Origin of the sequence: Paractinoplanes ovalisporus, assembly GCF_016834655.1 — a bacterium.
Lineage (GTDB): Bacteria > Actinomycetota > Actinomycetes > Mycobacteriales > Micromonosporaceae > Actinoplanes > Actinoplanes ovalisporus.
On record NZ_JAENHP010000015.1, the window covers coordinates 88,619 to 103,163 of the forward strand.

The 14,545-nt window shown below is 69.1% G+C and carries 15 protein-coding genes; 8 read left to right on the forward strand and 7 right to left on the reverse strand.

Translation table 11 applies throughout. From position 1 onward, the window contains the following. Positions 1 to 138 precede the first annotated feature (138 nt). Both JIG36_RS34060 and JIG36_RS34065 read left to right on the forward strand, forming a co-directional pair. Entirely contained in the window at positions 139 to 498 is a 360-nt protein-coding gene (locus tag JIG36_RS34060; protein ID WP_203380524.1) for a PadR family transcriptional regulator, read from the forward strand. Further along, complete coding sequence (locus JIG36_RS34065; RefSeq protein ID WP_203380525.1) at positions 495 to 1,037, forward strand: hypothetical protein; 543 nt, start codon at positions 495 to 497, stop codon at positions 1,035 to 1,037. Before JIG36_RS34060 ends, JIG36_RS34065 begins: the two co-directional genes overlap by 4 nt. A gap of 172 nt (positions 1,038 to 1,209) precedes the next feature. Here the strand turns inward: JIG36_RS34065 and JIG36_RS34070 are convergent, their stop codons facing one another. From JIG36_RS34070 to JIG36_RS34080, 3 genes are read right to left on the reverse strand one after another with little or no spacing between them, the layout of a single operon-like run. Continuing rightward, positions 1,210 to 1,857 (reverse strand): maleylpyruvate isomerase family mycothiol-dependent enzyme, encoded by a 648-nt coding sequence (locus JIG36_RS34070; protein WP_203380526.1) that lies wholly within the window; start codon positions 1,855 to 1,857, stop codon positions 1,210 to 1,212. Positions 1,858 to 1,867: 10 nt separating this feature from the next. After that, positions 1,868 to 3,058 (reverse strand): fatty acid desaturase family protein, encoded by a 1,191-nt coding sequence (locus JIG36_RS34075; RefSeq protein ID WP_203380527.1) that lies wholly within the window; start codon positions 3,056 to 3,058, stop codon positions 1,868 to 1,870. Between the two features lie 8 nt (positions 3,059 to 3,066). Continuing rightward, positions 3,067 to 4,137, reverse strand: coding sequence for a ferredoxin reductase (locus tag JIG36_RS34080; RefSeq protein WP_203380528.1), 1,071 nt, complete (start codon positions 4,135 to 4,137; stop codon positions 3,067 to 3,069). Positions 4,138 to 4,227: 90 nt separating this feature from the next. On the opposite strand from JIG36_RS34080, the gene JIG36_RS34085 reads away from it, so the two are divergent. Further along, positions 4,228 to 5,427 carry a PucR family transcriptional regulator gene (locus JIG36_RS34085; RefSeq protein WP_203380529.1) on the forward strand — a complete coding sequence of 400 codons (1,200 nt, stop codon included), beginning with the start codon at positions 4,228 to 4,230 and terminating at the stop codon, positions 5,425 to 5,427. Positions 5,428 to 5,433: 6 nt separating this feature from the next. Here JIG36_RS34085 and JIG36_RS34090 read toward each other — a convergent pair whose 3' ends face one another. The 4 genes from JIG36_RS34090 to JIG36_RS34105 are packed head-to-tail and all read right to left on the reverse strand — an operon-like array spanning position 5,434 to position 9,931. Further along, positions 5,434 to 6,672 carry an ATP-grasp domain-containing protein gene (locus tag JIG36_RS34090; protein WP_203380530.1) on the reverse strand — a complete coding sequence of 413 codons (1,239 nt, stop codon included), beginning with the start codon at positions 6,670 to 6,672 and terminating at the stop codon, positions 5,434 to 5,436. Continuing rightward, complete coding sequence (locus JIG36_RS34095; RefSeq protein WP_203380531.1) at positions 6,669 to 7,613, reverse strand: GNAT family N-acetyltransferase; 945 nt, start codon at positions 7,611 to 7,613, stop codon at positions 6,669 to 6,671. The genes JIG36_RS34090 and JIG36_RS34095 overlap by 4 nt, the downstream gene beginning before the upstream one ends. A 42-nt stretch (positions 7,614 to 7,655) precedes the next feature. Further along, the gene (locus JIG36_RS34100; RefSeq protein WP_203380532.1) at positions 7,656 to 8,666 is read right to left on the reverse strand and encodes an SAM-dependent methyltransferase; all 1,011 of its coding nucleotides are present in this window, start codon (positions 8,664 to 8,666) and stop codon (positions 7,656 to 7,658) included. After that, a complete protein-coding gene (locus JIG36_RS34105; protein ID WP_307873023.1) occupies positions 8,663 to 9,931 on the reverse strand; it encodes an MFS transporter in 1,269 nt (422 codons plus the stop codon). Before JIG36_RS34105 ends, JIG36_RS34100 begins: the two co-directional genes overlap by 4 nt. Positions 9,932 to 10,212: 281 nt before the next feature. Here JIG36_RS34105 and JIG36_RS34110 point away from each other — a divergent pair, with 281 nt between their 5' ends. From JIG36_RS34110 to JIG36_RS34130, 5 genes are all read left to right on the forward strand, one after another. After that, on the forward strand, positions 10,213 to 10,908 hold the full coding sequence (locus JIG36_RS34110; RefSeq protein ID WP_236048708.1) for a class I SAM-dependent methyltransferase: 696 nt from the start codon (positions 10,213 to 10,215) through the stop codon (positions 10,906 to 10,908). Positions 10,909 to 11,148: 240 nt separating this feature from the next. Further along, positions 11,149 to 12,096: a radical SAM protein gene (locus JIG36_RS34115; RefSeq protein ID WP_203380535.1), complete on the forward strand. Its 948-nt coding sequence runs from the start codon at positions 11,149 to 11,151 to the stop codon at positions 12,094 to 12,096. A gap of 2 nt (positions 12,097 to 12,098) precedes the next feature. Beyond that, entirely contained in the window at positions 12,099 to 13,190 is a 1,092-nt protein-coding gene (locus JIG36_RS54350) for an enolase C-terminal domain-like protein (RefSeq protein ID WP_203380536.1), read from the forward strand. Beyond that, positions 13,190 to 13,882: an HAD family hydrolase gene (locus JIG36_RS34125; protein ID WP_203380537.1), complete on the forward strand. Its 693-nt coding sequence runs from the start codon at positions 13,190 to 13,192 to the stop codon at positions 13,880 to 13,882. Before JIG36_RS54350 ends, JIG36_RS34125 begins: the two co-directional genes overlap by 1 nt. Positions 13,883 to 13,888: 6 nt before the next feature. Further along, the gene (locus JIG36_RS34130) at positions 13,889 to 14,539 is read left to right on the forward strand and encodes a GGDEF domain-containing protein (protein ID WP_203380538.1); all 651 of its coding nucleotides are present in this window, start codon (positions 13,889 to 13,891) and stop codon (positions 14,537 to 14,539) included. The last annotated feature ends 6 nt before the right edge of the window (positions 14,540 to 14,545 follow it).

The window sequence follows — 14,545 nt, forward strand, 5'->3', positions numbered from 1 at the left end:
TACGGTGATCAGTGTTCAGCAATGCCGGGTGACAGTCAGCCCACGGGGAGGCGTTGATGGATGCTGGAATGCCGGCGACCAGTCGGGAGCCGATGTATCGGTTGACGATATATCTCGGCTGGCGTACGGTCGGCGGCCATGCAGGTACCGACGTTTCTGATTCTGGCCGGGCTCGCCGATCGGCCCCGCCACGGCTACGGCATCGTGCAGGTGGTCGATGAGCTCTCCGACGGCGAGGTGAAGCTGCGGCCGGGCACCCTCTACGGCGCGCTCGAGCGGCTCACCGAGCAGGGGCTCATCGAAGCCGACCACGAGGAGAGCGTGGAGGGCCGGCTGCGCCGCTACTACCGGCTCACCACGGACGGCGCCACCGCTCTCGGCGCAGAGGTCGAACGGCTTCAGCGCCACGCGGATGCGGCCCGCGAACAGTTGCGCCGGCGGTCCGGCATCGTCCCGGGGCTCCCCCGTCTTGCGACAACGGCGGGAGGCGCGGCATGAGCGACGGAACCTGGCCGACGGCCGACGAGCGGCTCGTACGCCGTTACCGTCGTCTGCTGCTGGCCTATTCGCGACGCTACCGGCGTGCGCACGGCACCGAGATGATCACCACGATGCTGGAGATGGCCGGGCCGGGCCGGTCGCGCCCGTCGGCCGGCGAGTCGTGGCATCTGGTCGTCAGCGGGGTGCGTCAGCGGTTCCGGCTGCCGTCGGGCCGTCCGTTCGCGGTGATCGCCGCCGGCCTGGTGACGTTGGTGCTGGGTCTGTTCGGTGCGGCCGCCGGTAGCCGGCTCGGCGAAAACGGCCTTCCGTCGCGGGCCGACGCCCTCGCGCTGATGTTCGGTCAGCATCTCGGCTATGACGGGCCGGTCTATTCACTGCACTCGGCTTTGCGGCCGGGCTCGCACCTCGACGGTGTCGCGCCGTGGCTCATCCCCGTCTGTGCCGTCGCGGCGGTGGCGGCGGGGGCGGTCGCAGCGGGCATCGTCGTCCTCGGCGCCGGCCCTGAGGAGCCGCCGGGCGCCGCTCAGCCGACCTGATCCCGGGCGTCGATGAAATGCCGGGCCGCGCGGCCGACGGGGCAGGCGGCACGGCCGAGCTTCCCCACGACCGTACGCGGAAAGGGCCCTTGGGGATCGAAGGCGTGAACCCGTTATCGCTTCGCCGACGCGGCGGTGGTGGTGTCGGCGAGCAGCGGCTACGAGACAGGCGTCAGGGCACCAGCGGGCCGCGGAGCAGTTCGCGGGCGGCGGCGTCGGGCACCGGGCGGCGGTTCCACAGAATCAGCAGAAGGTCCTCAGCCGTCCCGCTCACCGCCGCGACCGGCTCTCCCGGGCCGAGGGTCCAGGAGGTGCCGGTGTCGGTGGCGGTCAAACGGACGGCGGCCGCCATCGGGGCCATCCGGCCGAGGTTGATCTGACGCGGGACGAACATGTCGAGGACTTCGGCCACCCCGTCGGCGCACAGGGCCGGGTCCAGCGGCTCCGCGATGCCGAGCGCGTGCTGCGCGTCCCACCGGTGCACGAGGGTCTCCAGGCAACGGCGCCGGCGCCAGAATCCCACCGTACGGGGTGGTGCGAAGGTCCACGCCGGCGCCGACGGGTCGGCCGTCAGCGCCTCGGTGAGCTCCGCCGCGGTCGAGGCGAACCAGGGCCCGATGTCGGCCGGCGTCGGCTGCGGCTCGTAGTTTCCGCGCCGCTCACGGACGGCTGTGGCGGCCCACAGGTTCTCCTGCCCGAGGTGCTCGGCCAGATCACGCAGCGTCCAGTCACCGCAGTGCTCGACCGGCGCGCTCAGATCCCCCTCCAGGCAGCGCTGAAAAACGGCCAGTTCGTCGCGCAGAATCGCCAGATGATCCACCGCCGGATTGTTACTGATGAACCGTGGCGGCGGGAACCGGGTTCTCGGCGCGACGCCAGCGGTTGGCCACGGCGGGCGCCTTCTTCTCCACGGGACGGCGGACGGCGGCCTCGCCACGGTTGGGCAGCGCGAGGCGGAAGACCTTGTACCAGGCGGACGCCACCTGCTTGGGCAGAGGGCCGCTGGTGTAGGAGAGCCCGTACCGCTGGAAAAGGTCCTGGATCTTGGGCGCGATCTCCTTGTAGCGGTTGCTCGGCATGTCGGGGAACAGGTGGTGCTCGATCTGGTGCGACAGGTTGCCGGTCATCAGGTGCATGGCCTTGCTGCCGCTGATGTTGGCCGAGCCGAGCATCTGGCGCAGGTACCACTCGCCGCGGGTCTCGCCCTCGATCGACGTCTTCTCGAACGTCTCGACGCCGTTCGGGAAGTGGCCGCACATGATCACCGAGTGCGCCCAGATGTTGCGGACGACGTTGGCGGTGAAGTTGGCCGCGATGGTGTGCAGGAACGACGGGCCGGACAGGGCCGGGTGCACCACGTAGTCCTTGAGCATCTGCTTGCCGATCTTGCGGCGCACGCCCTTGAGCGCGGCCCGGAACTTCGGGTCCCGCCGGCGCTCCTTGGTCTGCAGGTTCTTGCCCAGTTCGAGGTCGTACGCGGCGATGCCGTACTCGAAGAAGCACGCGTTGACGAAGTTGTAGAACGGCTGGCCCAGGTGCGCCGGGTGCCACTTCTGGTCCTCGTCGACGCGCATGATGCCGTAGCCGAGGTCGTTGTCGCGGCCGACCACGTTGGTGTACGTGTGGTGCAGCTCGTTGTGCGAGTGCTTCCACTGCTCGGCCGGGGAGGCGTGGTCCCACTCCCACTTGGTCGAGTGGATCTTCGGGTCGCGCATCCAGTCCCACTGGCCGTGCATGATGTTGTGGCCGATCTCCATGTTCTCCAGGATCTTGGCCACGGAGAGCCCGGCCGTGCCGACCAGCCAGGCCGGCGGGAAGAGGGAGAACAGCAGCACCCCGCGGCTGCCGAGTTCGAGCCCGCGCTGCCACGCGATCACCCGCCGGATGTACGCGGCGTCCTTCTCACCCCGGCTGCCCATGACCTCGTCGCGGATGGCGTCGAGCTCGATGCCGATCTGCTCGATGTCCTCGGGCGTCAGGTGGGCGATCGGGTTGGACTTCTTGCGCTGGATCGTCGTCATGCGGGTCCTCAGTTTTCGATCTTGCAGGGGCCGGCGGCGGCCGAGATGCAGGTCTGGACGGGGATGCTGTCGCCCGCTTCGGCGACGGTGAGGGTGCCGTCGCGCAGGTCACGCACGGCGCCCTCCCGCAACGGCAGGACGCAGCTGAAACAGATGCCCATCCGGCAGCCGGAGGGCATCAGCACGCCCGCGCTCTCGGCGGAGTCGAGCAGCGGTTCGGAGCCGTCGGTCTCGACGACGGTGCCGGACTGGGTGAAGGTGACCGTGCCGCCCCCGCCGGCGCTGATCAGCGCCGGCCGGAACCGCTCGGTGCGCAGCCGGTCGGTGGCGCCGCTGTCGGCCCAGTGGGTCTCGAGGTCGTCGAGCATCTCGTTGGGGCCGCAGGCCCAGGCCTGCCGGTCGAACAGGTCGGGCACCAGCTCGTCGAGGTCGGCCGGTTTGAGGCGGCCGTCGGCGCGGGTGTGCCGCTCGATCAGCCGGATCCGGCCGGCGGCGGCCAGGGCGCGCAGCTCGGAGCCGAAGACGACGGCGTCGGCGGTGCCCGCGGAGTGCACGACCACGACGTCGGACATTTCGTGCAGGGCGCTGCGCAGCATGCCCATGACCGGGGTGATGCCGCTGCCCGCGGTCACGAACAGCGCCTTGGCCGGGCGGGGATCGCTGAGCCGGAACTCGCCGGTGGGCGGGTCGAGATGCACGATCATGCCGCGGCGGGCCCGGCGTACCAGGTGGGTGCTGACCAGGCCGCCGGTCACGGCGTTGACGGTGATGGTGATCCGGCCGTCGGCCCGCGCGGGCGGACTGGTGATCGAGTAGGAGCGCCACTGCCGGACGCCGTCGACGTCCACGCCGACCCGTACGTATTGTCCCGGCTCGTGCGGCACCCAGCCCCGGCCGGGCCGCAGCACCAGGGTGGCGCTGCGGTCGGTCTCCGGGCGCACCGCGTCGATCTTGGCCCGCAGGACCCGGGCGTTGCGCAGCGGAGCGATCACGTCGAGGTAGTCCGCCGGCACAACCGGAGTCGTGATCAGTTCGACCACGCGCCACGCGCCGCCGCGGAGGGTGCGTATCACAGCCACGTAACAAGCTTCCTGCGTCCGAGGGGTAGATTCCTGACCAGGTGAAGTGAAACAGCCCGTGTTTTTTGTTCACGAGGAACAAGAGTTGCCATGTCTGAGCCCCTCCCCGATGTGAGAACATTTCGCCTGGCACCGGCTGTGGTTAGGCCGTTGCGCTCGCGGCTGCCGCACGTGGCGACCCAGACCATCGACGCCATCATGGCCGAGGTACCGGCCTACAAGGAGGCATTCGCCGGCGTTCTGGGCGCAAAGATCGAGCGCGCGGTGCGGGCCGCCCTGGGCACGTTCCTCGAGCTGGTCTCGCGCGGGCACGGCCCCGACCCGCAGTCACCCCTGGCGCCGGCGCTGGCGGCGGCCTACGCGCTGGGACGGGGAGAAGCCCGCAGCGGCCGTACGCTCGACGCGCTGCTCGGTGCGTACCGGGTGGGCGCCCGTGTCTCATGGCACGAGCTGGCCAAGATCAGCGTCAGCAGCGGGCAGCCGGCCGCCACCATCGCGCACTTCGCCGAGCTGGTCTTCGCCTACATCGACGAACTCTCGGCGGCCAGCGTCGCCGGGCACGCCGACGAGCTCGCCTCCTCCGGCCGGGCCCGGTTGCGCCTGCTCGAACAGCTCGCCCAGGCCCTGCTGGCCGGTCAGGCCGAGCCCGCGCTCACCGAGGCCGCTCTGCGCGCCGACTGGTTCCCGCCGCGCACGCTGACCGCCGTGCTGGTGCCCGAGCACGCCAGCCGGGCCGTGATCGACCTGCTCGACCGGCGCACCCTGCAGCTGAGCGACGCCGGGCCGGGCGCGCAGGACCGCTCGGTGCTGCTCGTCCCCGACGCCGAGGGCACCTCCCGCGACGCGCTGGTGGGCCTGTTGCGGGGGCAGAGCGCGATCGTCGGCCCGGCCCGCCCGTGGGCCCAGGTCAAGGCGTCCTACGACCGGACCGTACGCATCCTGCAGATCCCCCGCCTCGCGTCCGGCCGCGGCGTCGTCGACAGCGAGGACCACCTGGCCGAACTGGTGCTGACGGCCGACCCGCAGGCGCTGGCCGACCTGCGCACCCGGATGCTGGCCCCGCTGGCCGCCGCCTCCGACGCGTCCGCGGCCAAGCTGGTCGAGACGTTGCGCAGCTGGCTGCGTCATCAGGGCCGCCGCGAGGAGGTGGCGGCCGAGCTGTTCATCCACCCGCAGACCGTGCGCTACCGGATGAGCCGCCTGCGCGAGCTCTACGGCGACCGCCTGCAGGACCCGGACTGGACGTCCTCGCTGATCATCGCCTTGTCGGCGCCCGACCCGATCGGCTGAACGAGGTCAGGAACGCTCCGGAGCCATCTGGAACGCCCGCTGGGCGAGCATCTCGGCAACCTGCCGTCGCTGCTCCCATTCCGTGCTGTCCGACGCCTCGAGCACGACCAGACAGGACCACGAGCTGGGATCAGCGATGTCGAACTGATCGCCCGTATGCAACCGGACATCCGCCTCGAGTACACCCGGCCAGGCCGACACCTCTTCCACGGCCGGGGCACACACAACGGTGCCGCTGCGGGAGGGGCCGAGATTCAGCCACCCGACCACGCGTTCCGGATCGCGGGGTGACGGCTCCACGTCACCATCGTCGCCCAGCAGTGCATCCACCCATCGCTCGGTCAGTGACCGTCCGGTGGCCGCGCCGACCATGTGGTCGACGAAGGCTCCACCCGGGCGGCTCGCGATCTCTGTCCAGACCGGGCCACGCCCCGTGAGGAAGAACTCGCCGTGGCTGATGCCGGTCTCGAAGCCACCCGCTTCGATGAGCCGCCTCTGGTCGTCGAGGAGGGATGCGTACAGGTCGGCCTCCTTGTCCGGGTCGAGGAGGATCGCACCGTTGCGGGTGGTGGAGGGAATCACCCGGGCCCGCGGCCGGAGATAGCGGGAGACGGAGAACCAGGTCACCCGCCCTCTGCTCCAGACGGCGTCGACGTGATACTCCTCGCCGTCCAGGCCGGACTCCAACTGTGCCCGCCCGGCGAGTTGGTCGACGGCCCGGGTCAGCTCCGCGGCTGAGGTCGCGATGACCGTGGCCCGTGCACCGGCCCCGTCGACCGGCTTCACCACCACCCCCACCGGTTCGAGGCCCCCCGCGAGCGCGGCAGCGGCCTTGGCGGCCGATGTGTACTCCTCACTGCTGCGCACGCCGGCCCGGCGGAACAGACCTTTCATGACCCGCTTGTCCCGGGTCTCCAGAACCTGCCGAGCGGTCATCGGAGTACCGGGAACGACCGATGCGAGGACCGCGAGGGCGTAGTGGCTGAATTCGCTGGGGCTCAGGACGAGGTCGTAACACCGGTCCTCGGCCAGCAGACGCGCCGCGACCCCGTACACGTCGGAGGCTGAGTCGTGTGACCGGATCCGATAGATGTCCTCGGCGTCCCGCAGATCCGCCAGGGTGAAGCGACGACGTTCGAGCTCGTAGTCCGTGACCACTACGGCGTAGGAGACACCTTGGGCGACCAGCGCCTCAACGAGTCGCCGGTTCCATTTGAGCAGCAAGGCGTTGCGGGGGCGGCTCATCGTTTCGCCAGCGGGCTGGGCGCCAGCCGCACGCCGAGCGGCGCGATCGAGGTCGTGTACCCGGCGAGGTCGGCGTCGCCTCGATCGGTGATGACCGCGACGCCGTACGCCGAGGTGGTGTCGCGGTACTCCAGTGCGACACAGGGATCGGCGAAAAAGTCCGCCCCGACCACCGCTTCGGCGTGGTCGCCGCCGAGGTCCGGTTCCAGGTGGTGCGAGGGCACGGGGACAAATCCCAGCCGTGCCTTGAAGCGGATCAGACCCGGCTCCGCGACATGGCCGTACAGGTTCGGGTCGACGCCGAGGCTGAACCGGGCCAGGCCCCGGTCACGGACCTCGTTCAGAGCCGACCAGATGAGAACGCGGGACAGACCCTGGGACCGCTGCTCGGGCGCATAGGCGGTGAACCGGGCGCGGGCGAAACTGTTCTCCGGCTCGAGGCGGACGATGCAGGCGCCGACCAGGTTGTCCCCCCGGGTTCCGGACACCATCATGTACCGGTCGAGATCGCCGAGTACCTCGTCGCGCTTGACGCCCGCGAAGTCCCAGCCCCAGCGCATGCCGGCAACCTGACGGACATAGAGCGCGTGAAAATCGTCGAAGGACCCGGCCGTGAGGGGTCGGCAGCCGATGGTCACGCCTTCGTCGTCGACGTGCCGACGGGCGTACGAAACCGCTTGGCGTGCCCGGCGGGCCAGCCCGGCGGCATAACTCTGCTCGGACTCACCCACGTCGCTGACCCAGTGCACGTATCCCGGCTTGACTACGAATCCGGCCCGGCGCAGTTGTTCCCACTGCTCGTCGTCGCGCTGGTCCAGACGTACCCGGACGAGGTTCACATCGTCCGGAACGTCGCGGCGCCTCAGGCCGGCTGCGTCTTCCGGCTGGATCCACCCGATACGCGCCCCGTAGCTCTCGGTGACCGACGTTACCGGCGTCATGGCCGGACCCCCCTGTGGACGAACCGGAACGGAGACGGCATGTCATCTCCCGAGAAGAACATGATCGAACTCTCCGATGGAACGATTGGGCACCTGTTGCACCGAGGAGAATCCGTGCTCGTCGGCCAGCACCCGGACGTCCTCGCCGCTCAGCACTGTCCCACCCCACCAGGCGGATCTCATCCGGGTCAGCCGGTCACGCTCGGACGACGGGTCCCGCACCACTCCGAAGAGCCAGACCACGCCATCCGGATTGAGCAACGAACGCCGCCTGCTCAACAGCGCGCGCAGAGCATCGGGGCCCACAAAAGCGTGCGGCAGCCAGACCAGGTCGAAGGCGGCACCGGGATCGACGGTGAGAGCGTCGCCGTCGAGCACGGTAAATCGCTGCTCGACACCCGCGGCCCGAGCGCGTTCCCGGGCCAGCTCGGCGATCCAGCCCACGCGCTCCACCCCGACCGCGGAAAGCCGGGGAAACGCCCGGAGCATTTGAATGGACAGTTCACCGGCGCCGCATCCGACGTCCAGGAAGCGAGGGCCGGCTCCGTGGCGCAACACCCTGTCCAGCGCGGCGGAGCACGTCAGCAGATGCCGCTCAAAAAATCCCACGAGCCCGGTGCCGCTGAGCTCGGCCTGGCTCCGGACGTACTCGCCGTCCGGCGGAAGCCATCCCGACCGCAACGCTCCGGTCGACAGCTGCTGAGCGAACTGCGAGGCCTGCAGGCGATTGGCGGTCAGCCGCGCGCGCACGAACCCCAGTTGCCCGCTGACGAGAAGGTCCGTCAGGGCGGCCGTCGGCTGCAGCCGGCCCTGCTCGACCACGATCAGGCCGAGGTCCGTCAGTACCGCCGCCATCCCGTCGCCCAGTTGCGGGTCAGCACCGGCACGAGCGCCGAGGTCGGCCGCAGTGAGGCCGCCCGCGGCGAGGTCCGCCAGCACGTCGGCCGCCAGTGCCCCTTCCAGCAGCGCGGAACGCCAGGCCCCGGACACCAGATCGTTGACCTGACCGAGTACGCGGTCCTCCGGGCGAACATCCCTGGACACCGACGTCATCGATTTCTGCCCTCCTCCACAAAGACGAGCCAACGTGAGTCCATCCGATGACGGACCCACCAGATGTAATAGACGGCGACGATCAGACAGGCGGCACCGGCGATCAGGATTGTGGGCCGGGCGCCGGCGGCGGCGGCCAGGTAGCCGGCCAGCACCGCACCCAGCGGAATCGACCCCATGGACACCAGCCGGTACGAAGCCACCACCCGCCCCAGAGCCTCCGGCGGCGAGGCGAGCTGCCGCACCGAATTGGACAGCGGGTTGTATACGCCGATGCCACATCCGTGCAGGAACAGGGACAAGGCGCATCCGATGACGCCGAGCACCCCGCTGCCCGGCCACAGCGCCACCGTCGCCAAGCCGAGCGCACCGGCGCCCATGCCCCACTGCATGGCCCGCACCGCCCCGACCGCCCGGATCACGGCCGGCGATCCCAGCCCCCCGAGCAGGCCGCCGACACCGCCGGCGGCCAGGCAGACGCCGAGCGTGGTGGCTGTCCGGCCCTGATCAGCCAGCAGATAGTAGAACAGCGCGGTCAGCACCATCCGCTCGCAGAGGTTGAACCAGGAGGCCATCAACGCCAGGCTGCGAAGTGTCCGGTCCCCGAACGCGATGCGCAGACCCTCCCCGATGTCGGCCCGCACCGGGCGGCGCCCGCGCGGCGGGGTCGTCCGGAACGTCACGATTCCGATCAGCAGGAGAGCGCTCGCCACGAATGTCGCCGCGTCGAGTGCGAGAACCCAGTTGTTGCCGACCAGATCGACGGCGAGCCCGGCGACAGCGGCGCCGCCGATGCCCAGGGCGGCCGTGGTGGCGGTGACCCGCGAATTGGCCAGAGTCAGGGCGGTAGGGCTGACGATCTCGGGCAGGAGTTTCGCGCTGCCCACGTTGACGAATACCCGGAAGACGCCGAGGGCGAATGCGGCGATCCCGAGAACGAGCAGAGCATCGGACTCGCCCCGGATCGCGATGAGGGGCATGGCCAGCAGGCACGCGGCGCAGCACAAATTGGCCACGGCGAGGGTTGCCTTCGTGTCGGAACGGTCGTAGTAGGCGCCCGCGAACAGGATGACAAAGACCGAGGGAAAAAATTGCGCGGCGTTGATCAGACCGAGCTGCGATTGGGTGGCGCCCCAGACCGACACGGCCAATGCGGGAATGGCGAAGGACGTGATCTCGTTGCCGGAGCCGGAAACGATCTGACCAATCCAGTACCGGCGGAAATTTCGTTGCCCGGCAACGTCGGTAACCGGTGATGGCCGCACGAACCGCTCCCCACTTTCGAGGACACCGCCGGACGACTGCGGCGGCACCGCACCGGATCGGTGTCCACGCGCCAGCTTGCCAGGTTCAGCCTCGGACGCAAGCCGGGAAGCCTTATCGAGGACGTTCGGGCAGTTCAACGGCGACCTTCTATTCGATGGACTGTCATCACTACCGGTGTCGTGTAGGGTTCGCTTGAACAGGTTGTGAACGGGGGAATGTGAGTAGATTCGCAGGAACAGCTGAGGATTACGCAGTGCACCGGCCACCGTATCCGGATGCATTGATCAACGACATCGACACCGGGGCCGGCGAAGGAGCTGTCCTCGACCTGGGATGCGGCCCGGGCAACCTCGCGGTACCGCTCGCCCAACGAGGGCGCGAGGTCGTCGCCGTGGATCCGGATCCGGACATGGTGGCGGTCGGGCAGCGGCATACCCCCGTCGGCCTGACTATCGACTGGCGCATTCAGACGGCCGAGTCTGTCCAGCTCAGTGCACATTCGACGGCCGCCGTCACGATCGGCGCAGCATTCCATTGGATGGATCGCGAACTGATTGCTACCCGCGCCCGCGAGTGGCTGAAGCCGGGTGGCCCCCTCGTCGTCGCCGGCAGCCCCAGCACCTGGACCAGCGGCGCCGCGTGGCAGCACGAGGTGCGGGCGGTGATCGAGCAGCGGCTGGGTCCACAGCGGCGTGCCGGCTCGGACGGCATATTCAAGCAACCGGCCAAGCGGCATGAGGACGTGTTGCGCGACTGCGGTTACAAGGTTGACAGCACCGAGTTCTCAACCATTTTCCACTGGTCGATCGACGGCATCCTGGGTTATCTTCGATCAACGTCGTTCGCGGGCCGTCACGTGGTCGGCGACGAGGGACACGACGATTTCGAGGAAGCGGTGCGCAAACGCCTTCTCGCATTCGACCCGTCGGGCACATATCCCGAGGAAATTCAGTTCTACCTTCTCACGGCCAGATGACCGTGCGATAGCCAGCATTCGGCTGCCCATTCGCATCGCATAACGTCGACGGCCTCATCGCGGATTCGTCCATGGTGAGGCTCAGCCCTGCCATGCTCGGAGGTTGTTTCGATGACGGCAATTCTCGAAGATTTCGAAGAACTCCGGTCTCTGTCACGGAAGTGGGATGTCAACGAGGAGGACATCCTGTTGATCGCCCTCAACAAATGCGGGGTCAGATCCCGCATCCCGAAGCCACGAATGCGTATCAAACTGCGGCTGGCGACCCGTTCTGACACCGACGTCTTCCTGATCCTGTCGCTGGGCCGGATCGACTCCCCCTTCGAGCTCACCGAGGACGCGCTGTACTTCCAGGGAAGCCGCATCGCCTCGGTCGAAGCCCTCGAGGATGACGACGCCGTCCTCGGCTATTTCCGCAACGGCACGAAGGTGCTGACGCTGAACTCCAACGCCCGTAGCCAGTGCATCGGCTGTGCGTTCTGCCCGAACACGATGGAGTCGGCGTCCGACCCGCGCCTGGCTGCCCTCGACGACCTGGACAGCTATCTGGCCGCCTTGGTGAAGGACTTCAGCTTGCCGGACATGTCCGGCATCGACAAGGTGACGATCTGTACCGGTTGCTTTCACTACGAGTCGCTCGCCCTCAAGCACCTCGCCGAGGTACGCGAGGCGATGGGCCGGCACGGTTGCACCGGATACATCCACTTCCTGTCCAGCGTGATGCGTTCGCCGGAGGCCATCGAGCAGGTCGCCGCCGCGGGGCCGTTCCACCTCACCACGACGGTCGAGTGCTTCGGACGGCGGCCGGAAGTGCTCAAGGAGTCCAAGGCCAGCCTTACGCCGACGGACGTGATCGACATCCTGCGCGAATGCGGTCATGCGGGCGTCCTGGCCGATTACACGTACATCGTCGGGCTGGACCCGGAAGACCTCGCGGTCAAGTACCTCGAGCAGTACGCCCCGCACACGACCACCTTCCCCCGGTTCCAGATCTTCCAGCCGCACAGCGCGTTCATGGATATGTACGTCACGCCGGGAGGGCAGCAGATGGACTACTACCTGTCCATGCGCAAACAGATCGAGCGGCTGTTCCACGACTCCGGGCTGCGGCCGAAGCCCTGGGAGAACTACCGCCCCTTGTGGTACTTCACCTTCGCCGACGAACAGATCACCGGCGCAAGGATCTGACCGTGCGGGCCGAGGCAGCAGTCACGGTGACGATCCGGGAGCTCGAACCCGCCCCGGTGGACGCGGCGGTTCCGGCGTGGGCGCAACCATGGATCCGGCCGGACACAACATGGCCGGAGGAGCGCTCGTTGTTCGCCCTGAGCGCCCGCGATCCGGCCGGCAACGAGGCGGTCGTCGGTCCGCTCAGCCCAGTCGTCACCCAGCTGGTCAAGGACCAGTTCGGCCCGTCGCTCAGCAGCCTCACCACCCTGCCCCGGCCGGACGGCCATCTGCCCTGCGAGGGACGGCATCGCAGCGGGAGCCATTTCCGGCTGGCGCAGGCCGCGGTGGACGAGCTCGCCTTCCGACTCGCCGTCGTCCCGGCCACCGAACCCGGACGCACCTCCGTCGCCTGCTACGCCACCGCGATGGGCTTCGACCTCACCGCTCAGATTGCCCCTGAACTGGCCCGATGGCTGCGCGACGAGGGGTACGCCGGTCAGAAGTGGCGCCTGGTCGCCGACGCCGGCGGTGACGTGAGCCGCGATGACCTGCGCGCCCTGGAGCGTGTTCTGCGCGCCGCCGATCCCTCGCCCGTCATGGTGGACGCCATCGGCACGTGGTCGAAGGCGACCGCGCGGCGGCTACTGCCCGTGCTGGGTGAACTGGGCGTGCGGTGGGTCGAGGAGCCGTGCGGCGACATGGCGGGCCTGGGGCAGCCGGACGCGACTTGGCCTCCCATCGCAGCCGGCGAACACGCCTACGAGCCCGCCGACCAGTGGCGACTGCTCGGCTCGGGCCGTGTGGACGTGTGGCAGCCCGACGTCGGCTGGGGCGGTGGCATCACGCAGGCCCTCGCCACGACAAGAGCCGCTCGTGAACTGGGCGTGCCGACGATTCCCCACGGCGGCACACTGCGCTCCGCGCTGCTCCTGGCCGCGCATACCGACGAGGTGGCCGTGCCGTGGGTGGAGTACCACCTCACTCAGGAACCGCGGCGGCAGAGGTGCAGTGCCGACCCGGCGAAACCGGCCGGCGGGCGGCTGTCCTGCCACGCCGGAGAAGAACTGCGGTTCCGCGCCGTCGACCCCGTCGCCCCGGAGGTGACGAGCTGATGCCGACCGACATCGACGTGGTATGCCTGGACATCGGTGGCACGGTCGTCCGGACGCCCCAGGGTTCGTTCACCCGGCAGCTCGCCACGCTGCTCGGTTGCGACTTCACCGAGGTGCGGGACCACCTTCAACCGTTCAAGGCGAGGCGGAGCTCGGTCAAGGAGCTTGCCGAGTCCCTCACAGACGCCTTCGACGCCGGCGATCGACAGTCCCGCCTGCTCGATCTGCTCGCTGCCCTGCAGGATCAGGCTCGGCGGCCCATCGTGTTCGACGACGCCGCCCCAGCCCTGGCCCGGTTGGCCGGTGGCGGCGTCCGGCTCGCCATGCTCAGCAACGTCCTGGGCGCGGTCGCCCCACCGAGCATCTGCCCTGTACCTGGTCTCGACGTCGCCGTCTTCCTCAGCTGCGACATCGGTGCGGCGAAACCCAGCCCGGCGGCGTTCGAGCGGGTCGCCGACGCGCTCGGTATCTCCGCATCCCGGATCCTGCACGTCGGCGACGCGTACGAGACCGACGTGGTGGCCGCGTCGAGGGCCGGATCGCCCGCGGTCTGGCTGCACCGGGATGCGGCGGCCACGAATCAGCAATTGTCCGTTCCCACGATCCGCGACCTGTACGAGCTTCCCGGGCTCCTGGGCATCGGCCCGATGCCACCCCATGCACCCGGCCGGCCGATGAGAACACGGGGGTAACTGAGCATGCTGCCACGACAGCTGGATCCGCGCCGTTGGGAAGAGCGCACGCCGCAGCCCTTGCCGACGCGCGGCTGGTGCCTCTCGGCGCGACAGGATCCCATCACAGGCCTGGTCGCTTTCCCGGACTTCAACGCCGCCCTGCCCGCGATGATCAACGACTGCTTCGGCGCGGGAGAGAGTCTGGGCCTGGCGATCGGCGATGTCGACGGCCTCAAGGAGTACGTCGAACGCTCCCGTGACGTCGACCCTCGCGCCTTCGGTCACATGGCCGGATGCGCGCTCATGAACGAACTCGGCTCGGTGGCCGCACAGTGGTTCGACGACACCCCGTACCCCGTCGGGTGCGTGGCCACTTTCGGCGGCGATGAAGTGATCGTGGCGGTCCGGTTGGACCGCCGGGAGCAGTCCCGGTTCCCCGAGCGACTGGCTTCCCTGCGCGACGACATGATCGCCCGGCTTCCCCGCACGGTCTCCTTCGGCTATGGCGTCTTCCCGCACGACACTGTCCTGGCCGCGCGGGAGGACGCCCGGGAGACGGCAGATCTGATGCTCGGTTCCGTCGATCAGGCGTTGTTCCGGGAGAAGGCCTCTGTGCGCGCGGCCGGGCAGACGGTTCGAGGCTTCCTCATCACCTTCCCGGTCCCGCAGAGATGAGGTTCC

Excerpts from the sequence above, each read along its gene's own strand:
- JIG36_RS34060 (WP_203380524.1), top strand. The coding sequence starts at position 139 with ATGCAGGTACCGACGTTTCTGATTCTGGCCGGGCTCGCCGATCGGCCC.
- JIG36_RS34095 (WP_203380531.1), bottom strand. The coding sequence starts at position 7,613 with ATGACGCCGGTAACGTCGGTCACCGAGAGCTACGGGGCGCGTATCGGG.
- JIG36_RS34130 (WP_203380538.1), top strand. The coding sequence starts at position 13,889 with ATGCTGCCACGACAGCTGGATCCGCGCCGTTGGGAAGAGCGCACGCCG.
- JIG36_RS34100 (WP_203380532.1), bottom strand. The coding sequence starts at position 8,666 with ATGACGTCGGTGTCCAGGGATGTTCGCCCGGAGGACCGCGTACTCGGT.
- JIG36_RS34090 (WP_203380530.1), bottom strand. The coding sequence starts at position 6,672 with ATGAGCCGCCCCCGCAACGCCTTGCTGCTCAAATGGAACCGGCGACTC.
- JIG36_RS34075 (WP_203380527.1), bottom strand. The coding sequence starts at position 3,058 with ATGACGACGATCCAGCGCAAGAAGTCCAACCCGATCGCCCACCTGACG.
- JIG36_RS34115 (WP_203380535.1), top strand. The coding sequence starts at position 11,149 with ATGCGTATCAAACTGCGGCTGGCGACCCGTTCTGACACCGACGTCTTC.
- JIG36_RS34125 (WP_203380537.1), top strand. The coding sequence starts at position 13,190 with ATGCCGACCGACATCGACGTGGTATGCCTGGACATCGGTGGCACGGTC.
- JIG36_RS34085 (WP_203380529.1), top strand. The coding sequence starts at position 4,228 with ATGTCTGAGCCCCTCCCCGATGTGAGAACATTTCGCCTGGCACCGGCT.
- JIG36_RS34065 (WP_203380525.1), top strand. The coding sequence starts at position 495 with ATGAGCGACGGAACCTGGCCGACGGCCGACGAGCGGCTCGTACGCCGT.